The sequence below is a fragment of the Nocardia sp. NPDC060259 genome (assembly GCF_042728775.1).
GTDB lineage: Bacteria > Actinomycetota > Actinomycetes > Mycobacteriales > Mycobacteriaceae > Nocardia.
In genome coordinates, this window is the sequence record NZ_JBHXAY010000131.1 from 1 (window position 1) to 16,997 (window position 16,997).

Sequence of the window (16,997 nt, forward strand, 5' to 3'; positions counted from 1 at the left end):
CCCGTTGCTTGCTCCTTCGTCGCCTACGCAACGGCGCCTGATCGCCGGGACGGCCGCGACCGCCGCTGCGCGGCGGACCCTCCTCGGGGTCTGGTCGTGCGGGGCTGGGAATGCGATGCGGTGTGGGCTTCTTGTCAGGGGTCGGTGGTAAACCTGGGGCGCTGCGGGCATTTCGTCGCGGCGGAAGGATGAGGATATGAGCGGGAGAGCACGGCGCGAGCGAGCCGAGATCGTCGATCCGGCGGCGCTCGAACGCCACAGCGCGGCCGGTGGCGTTCCCGCGACCCTGCGGGAGGTCGGCGAGCAGGCGATGGTGGCCGTGCGCCGCTGGGCCGACCCGCGCGAACGCGAGTTGCGCCGTCGGCGGCGGGCTCGCAGGCGCAGTTTTCAGCTCGGCACCGCTTCGGGTGTCACCGCAGTCGGCGCTGTCGGCCTGGCCGTGGTGTCGGCGCCCGCCTGGGCTGTCGTGGTCATCGGCGGCGGCGCTGTCGCTTTCGTGACCGGTACCGCGTTGAGCGCCCGGCGGTACCTGCAGTTGCGCGGTCAGCCGCTGCCCCAGGCGGCGTTCGTCGCCCGCAAGTCACCCGGGCTGCGGTCGGTGGCCCGCGGCCCGATCCAGCGGTTGATCCGCGCCGAACGCGCGCTGCACGGCCTCGGCGCCCAGATCGCCCGTACCCGGCGCCTGCCCGAGGACGAGCTGCGCGATCTGCTCGAGACGGCCCGCTCCGGCGCGGCCGCGCTGCACGCGCTGGCCACCGACGTCGTGGCGATGGAGCAGGCCGCCGACACCGTCGGCCGTGCCAACCCCGAGACGGTGACCGCGTTGAAGACCACCGTCACCGGTGTGCTCGCCCGCCTGGAGACCGGTGTGCTCGAGTACGAGCAGCTGGTCGCCGCCGCGGCCCGCATTCTCGCCGTTCCCGAGGACACTGTGGTCGCCTATCAGTTCAACGGCATCGTCGCGGACCTGCGCGAGGCCGCCGACCGTCTCGACGGCTGGGCCCAGGCATTGGCCGATCTGGCCGACCGTCCCGTCGGCACACCGCCCGGCCCGCGATAACAGCAGGCGGACAACGATTCACGGCCCCGGTGACGGGGCCGTTTCTCGTCAGGCGATGGTCTGGCGCAGGGCGTCGAGTTCGGCCGATCGGAGGTCCGCCACCGTCGACGACTCCGGGGTGTCGAAGACGCGCACGCGCTTGCTCTCCCCGTCGAAGGCGGCCCACCCGGGGTCGCCGCTGGTCGCGAATGCCACCCAGGCCGCATGAATTTCGTCGGCCAGCGACTGTGGCGGGTTCGGCCCGGTGAGGGAATGCGCGTCGTCGAGCGCGTCGAACACGAACGGCACCTCGAGCACGTGGCACGCGCCGAGCCCGGGAAGCCCGGTGGGCCAGGCGAATTCGTAGACGTGCGTCGGCGCGCCCGCGGCATTGGCCTCGGCGAAGTCGACGGTGCCCGCGCGGAAGCACCAGTCGGTGAGGATCGCGTTGAAGATCTCGGCAGGCGTCGCGTCCGGACGCTGCGCCGAATACGTCTGCGCGACAGCCGGATCGATGCCATAGCGGGTGAGCACGAACGGCAGGGTGTCGGCGGTGACGGCGGCGGTGATGCCGGTCGGGACGGTGAAGAACCGGAATTCGTCGGCGGTGGTGCCCGCGATGAGTGGGACGGCGCGCTCCGGATGCTCGGCCAGGACCGCGGTGGGCGCGCCGGGGACGATGTCGCCATCGATCACCGGGAACAGGCTCATGATGCCCATGCCCTGCACGATCACCGAGGCGCCCCAGCGCTGCGGATCCGGGTCGGTCATCACCGCGAGCGCGACCGCGTTCTGCGCGGTCCGCAGCTCGTCGGGGCCGAGCTCGCCGAACTCGGCCGCGGTCGGCGCGATGCCGAGTTCGTCGGCCAGCGCGGCCGCGACCCGACGGGCGTCCTCGACGTCGGCGGCCACGGACCCGTTGCCGCTCTGCATGATCGCCCGCCGGAACAGCCCGGTCGACTGCGGCGCGGCGATCAGCGCCGCCACACTCATCCCGCCCGCCGACTCCCCGAAGATGGTCACGTTGTCCGGGTCGCCACCGAAGGCGGCGACGTTCTCGCGTACCCAGCGCAGCGCGAAGAGCTGATCGTGCAGACCACGATTGAGCGGCGCGCCGTCGATCGCGGCGAACCCGGAGACCCCGAGACGGTAGTTGATCGACACCATCACCACGCCGTCGCGCGCGAACGCCGCACCGTCGTAGATCGCGCGCGCGTTGGACCCGCGCACGAACGCGCCACCGTGAATCCACACCAGCACCGGCAGCCCACTCGCCGCCGGATCCGGGGTCCACACGTTCGCGTTGAGGTACTCGTCGCCAGGAATCCCGTCACTGCCGATCAGAGCGTGGATCGGCGCGGGATACGGCGACTGGGCGCAGGTGGCGCCCATTTCCGTGGCCTCGCGCACCCCGTCCCAGGCGGGCGCGGGCTCGGGCAGCTGGAAGCGTTTCGCACCGACCGGCGCCGCCGCGTAGGGCACCCCGAGAAAGCGGGTGACGCCTGCCTCGGTCCGGCCGCGCACCGCGCCGCTCGCGATCGTGACGATGGGTTCCATGGACTCCTCCTCGCGCTGAGGCCCCGATTATGGACGCCCAACCGGGCTCGACGTGGTCGTTTGACGGGGACACGGTCTCGGGGTGAACCCTGAAATCGCCCCCGATATCGGTGCTGACCTGGTGATTTATCGTTTCCCGGGTGGCAGCATCGAAGGTGTCGGATCGCCGGACGGCGGTCGCGGAACTGGCGAGGAGCACATCATGGTCTGGAAAGTCATCGGCATCGTCGTGGTCGCGTTGATCGCGTTCTGGATTCTCGGGGCGCTGATCGAGGCGCTGCTGCCGGTTCTTGTCATCGCGGCGATCGGTACCGGGTTGTACCTGTTGTACAAGGCGGTGTCCGGGGCCGACGACAAGACCACGCTCACCAAGCCGTAATCCGCGCGTCTGCGCTTAGCATGGGCCGGGTGGATCAGGTACCCGAGGACTGGCAGCGCGGACTGGTGATCGTCGCGCATCCCGACGACATCGAATACGGCGCGGCCGCCGCCGTGGCGCGGTGGACCGCGCAGGGCAAGGATATTCGCTATCTGCTCGTCACCCGCGGCGAAGCGGGAATCGCGGGGATGCCGCCCGCGCAGGCCGGGCCGTTGCGTGAGGTCGAGGAGATCGCGGGCGCGCGCGAAGTCGGCGTGCACACCGTCGAATTCCTCGACCATCCCGACGGCCGGATCGAAGAGGGGCTCGCGTTGCGGCGTGAGCTGGCCGCCGCGCTGCGCAGGCACCGCCCGGAGATGGTGGTGCTGTTCAACTTCGGCGATACCTGGATGCCCGGGTTCGTCAACAGCGCCGATCACCGGGCGGTCGGCCGCTCGGCGATGGACGCCATCTCCGACGCGGGCAACGAGTGGATCTTCCCCGAGATCGCCGATCTGGCACCGTGGTCGGCGCGCTGGGCGGCCGTGGTCGGGCCGGTCATGACCCACGCCGTCGATGTCGGCGCCCACCTGGAGCGGGCGCGGGCTTCGCTGTCCGCGCACCGGCGTTATCTGCAGGTGCTCAGCTCGGTGCCGGTCGAGCAGCAGGTGGACGAGATCATCGCGCGCGCAACGGGACCCAAGGAAGGGTTCGCCGCCGCGCACGCGGTCGGCTTCGAGTTGTTCACCTTCGCCGGCTGATCGCACCTGGCTCTCTTCGCTCGGCCGTCACACGCCGATCTCGCTGCGGCGCGGCGGACCATGTCGAGAGATATGGCAGTCTGGCGGCATGCGAGTAGCTGTGGTGGCCGGGCCCGATCCGGGGCATGCGTTTCCCGCGATCGCGTTGTGCCTGCGATTGCGGGACGCGGGAGACGAGCCGGTGCTGTTCACCGGTCCACGCTGGCTGGACGCGGCCAGAGCCGCCGGAATCAGCGTGCGCAGGCTCAAGGGGCTGGCCCCACGCCCCACCGACGACGACACCGACGCAGGCGCCCGGATCCACGAGCGCGCCGCCCACATCGCGACCGAGAACCTGCCCGAACTCAGCGCGATGCTGCCGGACCTGGTCGTCTCCGACGTGCTCACCGCGGGCGGCGGGATGGCGGCCGAACGGCTGATGCTGCCCTGGGTGGAACTGTCGCCGCATCCGCTGTACCTGCCCTCGAAAGCCCTGCCGCCCATCGGCAGTGGGCTCGCGCCGGGGGAGGGCGTGCGTGGCCGGGTGCGCGACGGGGTGCTGCGCACGATGACCGCGCGCGCGGTCCGGGTGGGCACCCGGCAGCGCTCGGCCGCGCGCGAGAGCATCGGCCTGCCCGCCGAGGATCCCGGTCCGACCGCGCGGCTCGTCGCCACGCTGCCCGCGCTGGAGCTGGACCGACCGGACTGGCCCGCCGACACCCATGTCGTCGGGCCGCTGCTGTGGGAACCGACCGACGCGATCCTGCCGGTGCCGCCGGGCGAAGCGCCCCTGGTGATGGTGGCGCCATCGACCGCGCACACCGGGGTGGCCGCGATGGCCGAGACGGTGCTGGCCGGATTGGCCGGACTCGGTGTGCGCGCGGCCATCTCGATGCTCGACACCCCACCGGCAGACCTGCCCGACTGGGCCACCGCAGGCCTGGGCCGCCAGGACGAACTGCTCACCAAGGCCGCGGTGGTCGTCGGCGGCGGTGGACACGGACTGCTCGCCAAATCCCTGGCCGCCGGGGTGCCGGTGGTGACCGTTCCCGGCGGTGGCGACCAGTGGGAACTGGCCAATCGCGCGGTGCGGCAGGGCAGTTCGGTGCTGGTGCGCCCGCTGACCCCCGAGGCGGTCGGTGCGGCGGTGCGCCAGGTGCTCGACGACCCGGCCTACGCCGCCGCGGCAGGCGAGGCCGCCGCGGGGCTGTCGCGGGTCGAGGATCCGGTCGACATCTGTCACGACGCCGCGAAGCGGTAGCGCCCGCCGGGTCGGCCTGCCTTCCGGTGGCACTGTCGGGTGTCGCCGAGCGCGAGTATCTTGGGCTTCGTGCGGTTGACCGAATTCCAGGAGCTGATGCACACCGAGTTCGGCGTGGCGCGCGCCGACGCCATGCTGGCCGATCACGTCATACCGGCGCTGGGGCGGACCGGCGCTGCCGCGATCGAGGCCGGTGTCGATCCGCGTGATGTGTGGCGCGCCCTCTGCGCCGACTTCGATGTTCCCCGAATCCGATGGTGAGCAGGTCATGGCAGTGACAGCGCAGAACCCGGACACCCGGCCGTATCGGTTCGACGAGCGGCTGCGAATGATCCCGGCAGACCCCGAGACGCTCGCGGCCAGGGTCGCGGTCGCCGACCCCCACGATTTCGGCGGCCTGCGCAGGCTGGGCATCGCCTTGATGCTGCTCGGCCGCCACGACGAGGCCCTCGACCGGCTCGATCAGGCGCTGGAACTGGCCGATACCGAGCAGCGGCGGATCACCGTCTGGATCAACCTCGCCGACGTGTACCGCTACCAGGGCGAACCCACCCACGCCGAGATCCTGTACCGGCGTGCGCTCGAGGCCAGCCACGCCCTCGATCCGGATCTCGTCTCCTTCGCCGCCCACCACCTGGGCATATCGCTGGCCGAACAGCACCGCCCGCGGGAAGCGCGGGAACTGCTCAACGAGGCGATGCGGTTGCGGGTGGCCGACGGCGACTCCGAACTCATCGAATCCACCCGCGCGGCGCTGGACCACCTCGACGAGCTGGCCCTGCCGCTGCCGCCCGAGATCGCCGAGCTGCTTGGGCCGGTGCCTGCCTGGTCGGACGAGCACGAGGGCCGCGGCGGCAACCTCTCGCGCTCGGGCGGGTACTGGATCAAACGCGGACCACGGGCCGTCGCCGAACACGATCGCTTGAACTGGTTGCGCGACAAGGGCATCGCGGTCCCCACCGTGTCTGCGTTCGCCGAGGACATCCTGGTGCTCGCCGACGCCGAAGCCCGGTCGCTCACCGACCTCGCCGGTGACGCGGCCGAGGTCGGCGCGCTGATGGGGCAGACCCTGCGCGCGCTGCACGCGCTGCCGGTCTGCGATTGCCCGTTCGACGGCAGCCTCGAGGTGACCCTGGCGCAGGCGCGCCGCAATGTCGTCGAAGGTTTCGTCGACACCGCCGATTTCGACGCCGACCATCGCGAGCTCACCCCCGCCGCGATCCACGAGCACCTGGTGGCGCAGCGCCCCTCCGACGAGGATCTCGTCGTCGCACACGGCGACTTCACTCCCGGCAATGTGCTGGCCGGTGGCGTGCTGATCGATGTCGCGGCGCTGGGCGTGGCCGACCGCTATCGCGATCTCGCCCTGGCCGAACGCGATCTGGCCGAGGACTTCGGCATCGACGCGGTGGTGGCGTTCTTCACCGCCTACGGGCTGACCGGCCCCGATCGCGCGAAGCTCGAGTACTACCGGCTGCTCGACGAATTGTTCTGAGCGGAGCGGCGCTCAGCTGCTCTTGGCGTAGTGGCGGGCGGCCTTGGTCCGGTTGCCGCAGGTCGCCATGGAATGCCAGCGGCGGGTGCCGTTCTTGGACGTGTCGTAGAAGAACAGCACGCAGTCGGGATGGGCGCACTGACGGATGCGGTGCGGCGCCTCGACGATGAGGTGCAGCAGATTGTCGGCGGCGAGCCAGCCGGGCAGCCAGGCCGGGTCGGCGACCTCCGGGGTGTCGCGGGGGCCGTCGTCGGTGAGCTCACGGCGGATGCGGCCGCGGTCGAGCACCCGGTTCAGGGCGGTGTGGTCGGCGGTGGTGACGGCCGCGTGGACGGCATCGCGGGCCGCGTGCAGCGCGGTCAGCGTGTGCTCGTCGACGGGGACGCGGTCGGCGAGCCCGGTGAGCTCGAGCCACAACCGCAGGCCGTCGAGATCGGTGAGCAGATCACCCGGGGTCGTGCCCGCCCATCGGGTGTTGAGCAGGTCCAGAGCCGGTGGTTCGCCGGTGTGCGGACGGGGATCGCGCATGCCTGAGGTTACCAACTCCGCTCCTAACCACTGTCACGATTTCACGGGTTGACGGTGCTGCCCGGTCGCCCTACTGTCTAACCTGTCAACGTCGAATAGATAGTTATTCTTCCGGAAGAGGTTCCACTGTGCGACCGCCGCTGCCACCCTTCGACCTCGAATCCGCCCGCGCCAAGGTTCTTGCCGCCGAGAACGCCTGGAACACCCGCGATCCCGAGCGGGTCGCCGCCGCCTACACCGAGGATTCGGTGTGGCGCAATCGCGACGAGTTCTTCACCGGCCATGCCGCGATCGTCGACTTCCTCGCCCGCAAATGGTCGACCGAGAACGGCTACGCCCTGCGCAAGGATCTGTGGGCATTCCATGACAATCACATCGCGGTGCGCTTCCAGTACGAATGGCACGACGAGACCGGGCAGTGGTGGCGCAGCTACGGCAACGAGCAGTGGGAATTCGCGCCGGACGGGCGGATGGCGCGGCGCGAGGCCAGCATCAACGACGTGCGCATCGACGAATCGGAGCGGCGGATCTTCGGGCCACGCGCCGAGGGCGACGACTCGGTGCTGCCGCAGCGGTAGGCACCGGGCCCGCGGAGGTGCGCCGGGTTTGCGGGTCCTCGCGTGTTGGGTGGGCGCGTCGCTTGACTCGAATGGGTGTTCGACTAATCTGGGCGCCAGAACTTGTCGGTGCCGGCCTCTACTGTGGGCGCCAACCAGAGAGACACTCACCTCGAGAAGGGGACCACATCATGGCACCGCAGGCCTACGATCGCGACAAAGCGCTGGAGCTGGCACTGGCGCAGGTGGAGAAGAGCTTCGGCAAGGGCGCGGTCATGCGTCTGGGCGAGGAGGCCCGCCAGCCCATCTCCGTCATCCCGACCGGCTCCATCGCGCTCGACGTCGCGCTCGGTATCGGCGGGTTGCCGCGCGGTCGCGTCGTCGAGATCTACGGCCCGGAATCCTCCGGTAAGACCACCGTCGCGCTGCACGCGGTGGCCAATGCCCAGGCAGCGGGCGGTGTCGCCGCGTTCATCGACGCCGAGCACGCCCTCGATCCCGACTACGCCCGCAAGCTGGGCGTCGACACCGACGCGCTGCTGGTCTCCCAGCCCGACACCGGTGAGCAGGCCCTCGAGATCGCCGACATGCTGGTGCGGTCCGGCGCCATCGACATCATCGTCATCGACTCCGTCGCCGCCCTGGTACCGCGCGCCGAGATCGAGGGCGAGATGGGCGACAGCCACGTCGGCCTGCAGGCCCGCCTCATGAGCCAGGCGCTGCGCAAGATGACCGGTGCGCTCAACACCTCGGGCACCACCGCCATCTTCATCAACCAGCTGCGCGAGAAGATCGGCGTCATGTTCGGCTCGCCGGAGACCACCACCGGTGGTAAGGCGCTGAAGTTCTACGCCTCCGTGCGCCTGGACGTGCGCCGCATCGAGACCCTCAAGGACGGCAGCGACGCGGTCGGCAACCGCACCCGCGTGAAGGTCGTCAAGAACAAGGTGAGCCCGCCGTTCAAGCAGGCCGAGTTCGACATCCTCTACGGCCAGGGCATCTCCAAGGAGGGCTCGCTCATCGACATGGGCGTCGAGCACGGCTTCATCCGCAAGTCCGGCTCCTGGTACACCTACGAGGGCGACCAGCTGGGCCAGGGCAAGGAGAACGCCCGCAAGTTCCTGCTGGAGAACACCGATGTGCGCGACGAGATCGAGAAGAAGATCAAGGAGAAACTGGGCATCGGCGCCGACCTGACCGCCGAGGCCGACGCGCCCGCCGACTTCTGAGCCGATGCGCACGCCGAACCCCGGCCGCGCGCGCCGCGACTCGGCCGATCCGGTCGAGGACATGCGACGGCAGCTGGCTCGCCTCGGCATCGAGGTCGAGCCGCAGGCGCTGACGTCGTCCGCGGATCGTGGGCGGGGAGCGGCCGCTGAACCCGTCCGACCGGCTCGTGACGAACGAGCCGATCCGGACGCGCAGGGAATTCGGTCGGGTGCGGGCGATCCGCAGCGCGCGCACCCGACCGGATTCGCCGATGGTGACAATCCACCCAATTTCGCTGCGCGGATTGGGGATGATCATGAAGAGTGGGGGAGCGGGGCACGACCCCGCCGCGCCCGGCGTGGACGCAGGTCCGCCCGGCGCGACGAAGACTCCCTGTCGACCGGAGTCGGTGGTGACAATGGACGACAGGCGGATCCGGTGGCGGCCGGATCCCAGCCGGGAGAGCCCGACCGGCGGGCCGGCACACGCCGGCTCGCCCCGGGCGACCGTCCCAAAGCCACCGTCGACCAGGCGAAAGACGCCTGCCTGAATCTGCTGGCCGTGCGCGCCCGCAGTCGCGCCGAACTGGAGAAGCGCCTCGGGGAGAAGGGTTTCCGGGTCGAGGTGACCGCGGCCGCGCTCGACCGGCTCACCGAGGTCGGCCTCATCGACGACAGTTCCTTCGCCGAACAGTGGGTGCACGAGCGCCACACGTACTCCGGCCGGGGAAAGCGGGCGCTGCAGCGCGAACTTCGGGACAAGGGCGTGGCCCCCGCCGACGCCGAGAACGCGCTGGCCATCGTCACCGACGACGCCGAGCGCGCCCGCGCCACCGACCTGGTCCGCCGCAAACTCCAGACGCTGCCGCGAGACCTGGACCGCGACAAGGCGGTCCGCCGTCTCGTCGGCATGCTCGCCCGCCGCGGTTACGACCAGTCCACCGCCTTCGCCGTCGTCACCACCGCCCTCGACGAGGCAGGCTTCACCCAGGCACCCGCTCAGCTCCGCCGCCCGCTCGAGCTCGACCCGGTCCCGACTGGGCAGCCCGAGGGGCGGTTCGAGGACAACGGCCCGCGGCGAACCCGCTCCCGGTGGTCCCGTGGGGCCGGCGGGCAGGCCGACACCGGCAACGAAGCTCCCGACGACGCCGAGTCCCCGGACCCGGCGGCCGACCGCCGTTCCCCCCGCAGACCGGCCCCCGGCGACGAGCAGGCCGCCGCCGACCTGGTCCGCCGCAAACTCCGCACAATGCCCACCGACCTCGACCGCGCCAAGGTCACCCGCCGCCTGGTCGACATGCTCGCCCGCCGCGGCTACAGCCCCTCCGTCGCCTACGACGTGGTGAAAGCCGAACTGGCCGAGGCCGAGCGATGAGCCGGGTGACGACCATGCCGCTGTCGGTCTCCGAGCCACTAATCGACCACTTCAGCGACTGGCTGCGGACGAACGGAGCCTGGTTGCGGGCGGGCGCGCTGAATCGCGCGGATATCCCGGCGATCCTGGCCAAGGCCGCCGAGTTCGCCTGGCGGGAACCGGATACGGTCCAGATGTAGATGATCAAGGACGGAGCGCGGCGTCGATATGCACCGATGGATCCGCTCGTGGGGATAGTGGCGGTGCGCTGATCGCCGCGGAACGAGCAGATCCTCGGCGAGGGCGGTGAGCTCGAACCGCCACGCAGGGGTTATGTGGCGCGTAGGATGATTCGGCGCCGGTGAAACCTGGTTTCGCGCAGGCGGATTCGTGCGTCGCGTGCTGCGGCTGGGGTGTGGGTACGGGGTGTTTCACCCGGTGTCGGGGTGGGCATTCCGGGGGACAGGGCCTGGTGTGGCTGCCGAACTAGGGGGAGGTGGACCCTGGACGCGTTGTGGTCGTTCGTGGTGAACCGGCGTGAGCAGTTGCTGGTCGATTCGTATCTGCATGTGTCGGCGGTCGTGCAGTCGCTGGTGCTGGCGACGATCGTCGCGGTGATCGTCGGGGTGCTGGTGTACCGGAGTCCGCTCGGATCCGCCGCCGCGACCGCTACGGCGGGGGCGATCCTCACCGTGCCCTCGTTCGCGCTGCTCGGGTTGCTGATTCCGTTCCTCGGGCTCGGGGTCGGGCCGACGATCGTGGCGCTGGTGCTGTACGCGCTGCTGCCGATCCTGCGCAACACCGTGCTCGGGCTGTCGGCGGTGGATCCGGCGGTCGTCGATGCCGCGCGCGGGGTCGGGATGAACCGGCTGCGGCTGCTGACCGCGATCGAACTGCCGCTGGCATGGCCGTCGATCCTGGCCGGGATGCGGGTCAGCACCCAGATGATCATGGGCATCCTGGCCTTGGCCGCCTACGCGAAGGGCCCCGGCCTCGGCAATCTCATCTTCTCCGGGCTCTCGCGCCTCGGCAGCCCGAACGCGGTGCCCCAGGCGCTGACCGGGACCGTACTCATCGTCGTGCTCGCACTCGCCCTCGACGGCATCCTGATGCTGCTCGGCCGGCTCACCATCTCGAGGGGAATCCGTGACTGACATCGCAACCAGCACCGACGCCGCGGCCGCCGCGGTGTCCGGGGTCGAGATCGTGCTCGACCGGGTCACCAAACGCTATCCGGACCAGCATGATCCGGCGGTCGAGGAGGTCAGCATGACCATCCCGGCGGGGGAGATCGTGGTCCTGGTCGGGCCGTCGGGCTGCGGCAAGACCACCACCATGCGGATGGTCAACCGGCTGATCGAACCCACCTCGGGCACCGTCACCATCGGCGGCCGCGACGCCGCCGCGATCGACGCCGACGAGTTGCGCCGTGGCATCGGCTATTCGATCCAGCAGGCAGGCCTGTTCCCGCACCTGACCGTGGCCAAGAACATCGCCACGGTCCCCGGCCTGCTCGGCTGGGACCGGCGCCGCACCAGCGCCCGCGTCGACGAGATGCTCTCCCTCGTCGGCCTCGACCCCGCCACCTACCGCAATCGCTTCCCGCGCCAGCTCTCCGGCGGTCAGCAGCAGCGCGTCGGCGTCGCCAGGGCGCTGGCGGCCGACCCGCCGGTCCTGCTGATGGACGAGCCGTTCGGTGCCGTCGACCCGATCACCCGCGCCCTCCTGCAGGACGAATTGCTGCGCCTGCAGGGCGAACTCGGCAAGACCATCGTCTTCGTCACCCACGATTTCGGCGAAGCCGTGAAACTGGGCGACCGGATCGCGGTGCTGGGCGAGCGGTCCCGCATCCTGCAGTACGACACCCCGGCGGCGATCCTGGCCGCCCCCGCCGACGAGACGGTCGCCGGTTTCGTCGGCAACACCGCCACCATCGACCGCCTCGGCCTCGCCGTCCTCGCCGACCTCGACTTGGACCAGGGCATCGCCGTCACCGAGGACACCGCACCGGCCGACCTCACCGACCGCCTGCATACCGCGAAGCAGGACTGGGGCATCATCCTCGACGCCGACCGCACGCCGATGCGCCGGATCGCGGCAGGCGAACTCGCCCATGCGGATTCGCTGCGCGACCTCGGCACGCCGATCCAGACCACACTGCCGACCGAGGCGACGCTGCAGGACGCGCTCGCGATCCTGCTGACCGAACGCACGGCCTCGGCGGTAGTCGTCGACAGGGCGGGCGCCTTTGCCGGAGTGGTCACCGTGGACACACTGATCAGTCACCTGGCCGCCGCAAGCCCACCCGAGAAGGTGCAGGCATGACCGCGGCGCAGGGCCGGACACCGGAAACCTTCCGGTCGAGACAGCCTGCCGCGCACCGCTCGCTCGGACAGCGGCGGACATTCCGGCCGGTGCTCGCGGCGGTAGGAGTGAGGGGAGCCGCGTCATGACGAATCCTGTCTCCGTCCAGCCCAGTTCGCTGGTGGATGTGCCCGCAGCGGTCGCCGCGCCCGCGGCGCAGCGACGCGCCGAGTTCTGGCGACTGCTGGTCCAGCCGGTCATCGTGCTCATTCTCACCGTCGGCGTGCTGGTGTGGGCGTTCCGGCGCGATCTGACCCTCACCCAGCAGGCGAGCATCAGTGTCGGCAACATCGCCGAGGTCACCTGGCAGCACGTCCTGATCACCGCGGCGGTGGTGCTCATCGTCGTCGCGGTCGCCGTGCCGCTGGGCACGCTGCTCACCCGGCCCGGATTCCGCAGGCTCGCACCGATCTTCGTCGGCATCGCCAATATCGGCGCCTCGGCGCCCGCTATCGGCCTGATCGTGCTGTGCTACCTGGTCACCCGCACCACTGGTTTCTGGGTGGGCGTCGCGCCCATCGCGTTCTGCTCGCTGCTGCCGGTGCTGCGCAACACGATCCTCGGCTACCAAGAGGTGGAGCCGACCCTCATCGACGCCGGGCGCGGGCAGGGCATGTCGGCGGTACAGGTGTTGCGGCGCATCGAGTTTCCGCTCGCGGTGCCCTACATCCTGGCAGGCCTGCGCACCTCGCTGGTGCTGGCTGTCGGCACCGCGACGCTGTCGTTCCTGGTGAGCGCGGGTGGGCTCGGCATCCTCATCGACACCGGCTACAAACTGCGCGACACCGTCACCTTGACGGTGGGCGCCGTGCTCGCGGTCGCCCTGGCCTTGTTCGTCGACTGGCTGGGCGCGCTGGCCGAACAGTTCCTCGGACCGAGGGGGTTGCGGTGAGGATCACCCGATGGCTGCGCGGGTTCGCGCCCGTGGCCGGTGTGCTGCTGCTCGCGAGTTGCGGTCTGCAGTCGGGCAGTTCGGTGCCGCTGCCGGTGGGGCCGGGCAGCATCGTGGCCGTGCCCGCCCTCGACGGGGTCGCGGTCACCGTGGGCTCCAAGGACTTCACCGAGGCCAATATCCTCGGCTATCTGATCGAATTCGCGCTCACGGCGGCGGGCGCGAATGTGCGCGACCTGACCAATATCCAGGGTTCCAACAGCCTGCGTGACGCCCAGCTGCACGGACAGGTCGACATCGCCTACGACTACACCGGCACCGGCTGGATCAACTACCTGGGCAATGAGACACCCGAGCCGGACGAGGTGCGTCAATTCGAACTCGTCCGCGACGCCGATCGCGCCGAGCACGACATGGTGTGGGCCGCGATGGCCCCGATGAACAACACCTACGCCCTGGTCGCGAGCAGGCGCACCGCCGAGGAGACCGGCGTGCGCACGCTGTCGGACTACGCGGCCCTGATCGCGAAGGACCCGGCCGCTGCCGCCACCTGCGTCGGCACCGAGTTCAACGTCCGCCAGGACGGCTACCCGGGGATGGCCCGCAAGTACGGCATCGATGTCAGCGCGGTGCGGAAACAGATCGTCCAGGACGCGCTCGTCTACCAGGCGACCGCCGACGCCGAACAATGCCGGTTCGGCTCGGTCGCCGCCACCGACGGCCGCATCCCCGCGCTGGATCTGGTACTGCTCGAGGACGACCGCGGCTTCTTCCCGAAGTACAACGCCGCGCTCGTCATGCACGGCCCGTTCGCCGACGCCCACCCCGAGGTCGCCTCGATCATGGCGCCCATCTCCGCGCGCCTGACCAACGCGGTGATCACCGAACTCAATCGGCAAGTCGACATCGGCGGCCGCGAACCAGCCGACGTCGCCCGTGACTGGATGGTCGCCGAGGGTCTGGTCACCGCGGGCTGATCCACCGCGTCGGTGTGCCGAACTGTTACCGGCCTCTCGCCACGCACTCAGCTTCCCGGGCCATGATGGACGGCGGTGGTGACCACCGGAAACCGACTGGGAGGATGACGTATGACCATGGAATTCCGCAAGGTGACCGTCCTGGGTACGGGGGTGCTCGGATCCCAGATCGCTTTCCAGACCGCGTTCCACGGGTTCGACGTGACCGCCTACGACATCGACGACAAGGCGCTCACCGCCGCCCGCACCCGCTTCGACGAGCTCGCGAAGGTGTACCAGCAGGACGTGGCGGGCGCCGATGCGAGCAACACCGCAGCGACCGCGGCCGGCATCACGCTGACCGCCGATCTGGCCGCCGCGGCCGCCGAGGCGGACCTGATCATCGAGGCGGTGCCGGAGGTACTCGAGATCAAGCGCGACCTGTACGGCAAGCTCGGTGCGCTCGCGCCCGAACGCACCGTGTTCGCGACGAACTCCTCGACGCTGCTGCCCAGTGACATCGTGGACTACACCGGCCGCGCCGACCGGTTCCTGGCGCTGCACTTCGCCAACCACGTCTGGAAGTTCAACACCGCCGAGGTCATGGGCACCGAGCAGACCGATCCGGCGGTGTTCCGCGCGGTGGCCGAGTTCGCGAAGGCCATCGGCATGGTGCCGATCGAATTGCACAAGGAGAAGGCGGGTTACGTCCTCAACTCCCTGCTGGTGCCGTTCCTGAATTCCGGAATCGAGCTGGCCGCAGGCGGATACGCCGAACCCGCCGCCGTGGACGAGACCTGGCGCATCGCCACCGGCGCGCCCATGGGGCCGTTCCAGATCCTCGACATCATCGGCCTGACCACCCCCTACAACATCCTGATCAACGGCAGAGACTCCGACAAGAAGCTCGCGGCCTGGCTCAAGGAGAACTACATCGACAAGGGCAAGCTCGGTGCCGCAACGGGAGAGGGGTTCTACCGCTACACCACGTAGTCCCGCTCGACGGACACACAAACACCGCGGGGCCCCGGGGCCCCGCGGTGTTCGCCGCGCTAGTTCTTGGTGATGTCCACGCCGGGAGCGGCGTCGGTGACGATCGAATCGGCGGCCAGCACGGTGCCGCCGCCCTTCTTGCGCCGGGAACGCAGTCGCTTCTCCAGCGTCGTCGCCAGGAAGGTCAGTGCCAGGTTCAGCGAGATCATGATCAGCGCGACGACCATCAGCGCGGGGATCGTGTTCTGCTGCGACGCACCCTCCTGCTGACCGGCACGCACCAGCTCCACATAGGTGATCTGGTAGCCGAGCGCGGTGTCCTTGAGCACGACCACCATCTGCGACACCAGCGCGGGCAGCATCGCCGTGATCGCCTGCGGCAGCAGGATCAGGCGCATCAGCTGGGTCTTGCGCAGGCCCAGCGCCACCGCGGCTTCGGTCTGGCCCTTGGGCAGCGACCGGATACCAGCGCGCACGATCTCGGCGATGACCGAGGCGTTGTAGATGACCAGCGCGATGACGACCGCGGCCAGCGCCAGGTCGTCGGAGCGGAAGACCTTGTACTCGCCGAACACGGCGAACAGGAAGATCATCAGGATCAGCACCGGGATCGCCCTGGCCAGCTCGACGATCGCGCCCGCGATCCAGCGGACCCACCGGTGATCCGACAACCGCAGGATGCCGAAGATCATGCCGAAGATCAGCGCGAACACGATCGAGATGACCGCCGCGGTCAGGGTGCCCCGCAGACCCGGCAGCAGGTAGGTCTCCCAGACACCCGCTTCCAGGAACGGCTTCCACTTCTCGGCGGTGAACTGGCCCTGATCGGCGAACGCGTCGTAGAGCAGCCAGCCGAAAGCGGCCAGCGCGAGGACGACCAGGACCGAGTAGAAGTGATGCCGGACGCGCGCGCGGGGGCCCGGCGCGTCGAACAGGACCGACGCTGCGCTCATCGGGCTACCTCGTATCGCTTGGCCAGCCAGCCGAAGAACAGGCCGGTCGGCAGGGTGAGAATGACGAAGCCGAGGGCGAAGATCGCGCCGATCGCGAGCAGCGCCGCCTCGTTCTCGTTCATCTCGCTCATCAGGAACGCGGCCTCGCCGACGCCGATCACCGAGGCGATCGTCGAGTTCTTCGTCAACGCGATCAGCACACTGCCCAGCGGGGCGATGACCGCGCGGAAGGCCTGCGGCAGCACCACCAGGCGCAGGTTCTGCGCGAAACCGAAGCCGAGCGAGCGGCCCGCCTCGGACTGGCCGAGCGGCACCGTGTTGATTCCCGAGCGCAGCGACTCGCACACGAACGCCGCCGTGTAGACACTCAAGCCGACGATCGCCCAGCGATAGTTGTTGTCCGACAGGGAATCACCGGCCAGCTTCCAGCCCAGGGTGGTGTACAGGCCGAGCGAGCAGAACACGATGATCAGGGTCAGCGGGGTGTTGCGGAAGATCGAGACGTAGGCGGAGCCGATCCAGCGCGCGACCGGGATGGGGGACACGCGCATGGCGGCGACGAGGGTGCCCAGGATCAGCGCGCCGATCGCGGAGAAGAACGTCAGCTTGATGGTCACCCAGAAGGCGTCGAGGATTTCGGAGTCGTACCTCGAGATCAGGTCGAACACGGACGCGCGTCCTCCGATCGGTATGTAAGGGCCAGCAGGACATCAACCGCCGCGGGTGGCCCGGAACTCCCGGG

General features: G+C 69.8%; 18 protein-coding genes and 2 pseudogenes. 16 read left to right on the plus strand and 4 right to left on the minus strand.

The window, feature by feature from the left end; translation table 11 throughout:
- Nucleotides 1–196 precede the first annotated feature (196 nt).
- The gene (locus ACFWF2_RS30280) at nt 197–1,060 is read left to right on the plus strand and encodes a hypothetical protein (RefSeq protein WP_379310884.1); all 864 of its coding nucleotides are present in this window, start codon (nt 197–199) and stop codon (nt 1,058–1,060) included.
- Nucleotides 1,061–1,108: 48 nt separating this feature from the next.
- Here ACFWF2_RS30280 and ACFWF2_RS30285 read toward each other — a convergent pair whose 3' ends face one another.
- Nucleotides 1,109–2,596 carry a carboxylesterase/lipase family protein gene (locus ACFWF2_RS30285; RefSeq protein WP_379310885.1) on the minus strand — a complete coding sequence of 496 codons (1,488 nt, stop codon included), beginning with the start codon at nt 2,594–2,596 and terminating at the stop codon, nt 1,109–1,111.
- Between the two features lie 202 nt (nt 2,597–2,798).
- Between ACFWF2_RS30285 and ACFWF2_RS30290 the strand changes: the two genes are divergently transcribed.
- The 5 genes from ACFWF2_RS30290 (at nt 2,799) to ACFWF2_RS30310 (ending at nt 6,450) form a co-directional block, all read left to right on the plus strand.
- A complete protein-coding gene (locus tag ACFWF2_RS30290) occupies nt 2,799–2,975 on the plus strand; it encodes a hypothetical protein (protein ID WP_379310886.1) in 177 nt (58 codons plus the stop codon).
- Nucleotides 2,976–3,004: 29 nt separating this feature from the next.
- Nucleotides 3,005–3,715: a PIG-L deacetylase family protein gene (locus ACFWF2_RS30295; protein WP_379310887.1), complete on the plus strand. Its 711-nt coding sequence runs from the start codon at nt 3,005–3,007 to the stop codon at nt 3,713–3,715.
- 88 nt (nt 3,716–3,803) lie between these two features.
- Complete coding sequence (locus ACFWF2_RS30300; RefSeq protein ID WP_379310889.1) at nt 3,804–4,955, plus strand: glycosyltransferase; 1,152 nt, start codon at nt 3,804–3,806, stop codon at nt 4,953–4,955.
- A 69-nt stretch (nt 4,956–5,024) separates the two neighbouring features.
- Nucleotides 5,025–5,216, plus strand: coding sequence for a DUF3046 domain-containing protein (locus ACFWF2_RS30305; protein ID WP_379310890.1), 192 nt, complete (start codon nt 5,025–5,027; stop codon nt 5,214–5,216).
- Between the two features lie 7 nt (nt 5,217–5,223).
- A complete protein-coding gene (locus ACFWF2_RS30310) occupies nt 5,224–6,450 on the plus strand; it encodes a tetratricopeptide repeat protein (protein ID WP_379310892.1) in 1,227 nt (408 codons plus the stop codon).
- Between the two features lie 12 nt (nt 6,451–6,462).
- Here the strand turns inward: ACFWF2_RS30310 and ACFWF2_RS30315 are convergent, their stop codons facing one another.
- The gene (locus ACFWF2_RS30315) at nt 6,463–6,978 is read right to left on the minus strand and encodes a CGNR zinc finger domain-containing protein (RefSeq protein WP_379310893.1); all 516 of its coding nucleotides are present in this window, start codon (nt 6,976–6,978) and stop codon (nt 6,463–6,465) included.
- A 128-nt stretch (nt 6,979–7,106) separates the two neighbouring features.
- Here ACFWF2_RS30315 and ACFWF2_RS30320 point away from each other — a divergent pair, with 128 nt between their 5' ends.
- The 10 genes and pseudogenes from ACFWF2_RS30320 (at nt 7,107) to ACFWF2_RS30365 (ending at nt 15,302) form a co-directional block, all read left to right on the plus strand.
- Nucleotides 7,107–7,556 carry a nuclear transport factor 2 family protein gene (locus tag ACFWF2_RS30320; RefSeq protein WP_379310894.1) on the plus strand — a complete coding sequence of 150 codons (450 nt, stop codon included), beginning with the start codon at nt 7,107–7,109 and terminating at the stop codon, nt 7,554–7,556.
- A gap of 170 nt (nt 7,557–7,726) precedes the next feature.
- Nucleotides 7,727–8,764, plus strand: coding sequence for a recombinase RecA (gene recA / locus ACFWF2_RS30325; RefSeq protein WP_189024126.1), 1,038 nt, complete (start codon nt 7,727–7,729; stop codon nt 8,762–8,764).
- Between the two features lie 418 nt (nt 8,765–9,182).
- A pseudogene (locus ACFWF2_RS30330) lies at nt 9,183–9,725 on the plus strand (regulatory protein RecX); the annotation flags it as partial.
- 222 nt (nt 9,726–9,947) lie between these two features.
- Nucleotides 9,948–10,118 (plus strand): annotated as a pseudogene (locus ACFWF2_RS30335) (recombination regulator RecX); the annotation flags it as partial.
- A complete protein-coding gene (locus ACFWF2_RS30340; protein ID WP_379310895.1) occupies nt 10,115–10,297 on the plus strand; it encodes a hypothetical protein in 183 nt (60 codons plus the stop codon). The pseudogene ACFWF2_RS30335 and the gene ACFWF2_RS30340, both read left to right, overlap by 4 nt.
- A 303-nt stretch (nt 10,298–10,600) precedes the next feature.
- Nucleotides 10,601–11,251, plus strand: coding sequence for an ABC transporter permease (locus tag ACFWF2_RS30345; protein ID WP_379310903.1), 651 nt, complete (start codon nt 10,601–10,603; stop codon nt 11,249–11,251).
- Entirely contained in the window at nt 11,244–12,422 is a 1,179-nt protein-coding gene (locus ACFWF2_RS30350) for an ABC transporter ATP-binding protein (RefSeq protein WP_379310896.1), read from the plus strand. Before ACFWF2_RS30345 ends, ACFWF2_RS30350 begins: the two co-directional genes overlap by 8 nt.
- Nucleotides 12,423–12,546: 124 nt before the next feature.
- Complete coding sequence (locus ACFWF2_RS30355) at nt 12,547–13,353, plus strand: ABC transporter permease (RefSeq protein WP_379310898.1); 807 nt, start codon at nt 12,547–12,549, stop codon at nt 13,351–13,353.
- Complete coding sequence (locus tag ACFWF2_RS30360) at nt 13,350–14,330, plus strand: glycine betaine ABC transporter substrate-binding protein (protein ID WP_379310899.1); 981 nt, start codon at nt 13,350–13,352, stop codon at nt 14,328–14,330. Before ACFWF2_RS30355 ends, ACFWF2_RS30360 begins: the two co-directional genes overlap by 4 nt.
- A gap of 111 nt (nt 14,331–14,441) precedes the next feature.
- On the plus strand, nt 14,442–15,302 hold the full coding sequence (locus ACFWF2_RS30365) for a 3-hydroxyacyl-CoA dehydrogenase (RefSeq protein WP_379310900.1): 861 nt from the start codon (nt 14,442–14,444) through the stop codon (nt 15,300–15,302).
- A gap of 59 nt (nt 15,303–15,361) precedes the next feature.
- Here the strand turns inward: ACFWF2_RS30365 and ACFWF2_RS30370 are convergent, their stop codons facing one another.
- Nucleotides 15,362–16,255, minus strand: a complete 894-nt coding sequence (locus ACFWF2_RS30370; protein ID WP_379310901.1) for an amino acid ABC transporter permease — start codon at nt 16,253–16,255, stop codon at nt 15,362–15,364.
- On the minus strand, nt 16,252–16,923 hold the full coding sequence (locus ACFWF2_RS30375) for an amino acid ABC transporter permease (RefSeq protein WP_379310902.1): 672 nt from the start codon (nt 16,921–16,923) through the stop codon (nt 16,252–16,254). Before ACFWF2_RS30375 ends, ACFWF2_RS30370 begins: the two co-directional genes overlap by 4 nt.
- Nucleotides 16,924–16,997 lie beyond the last annotated feature (74 nt).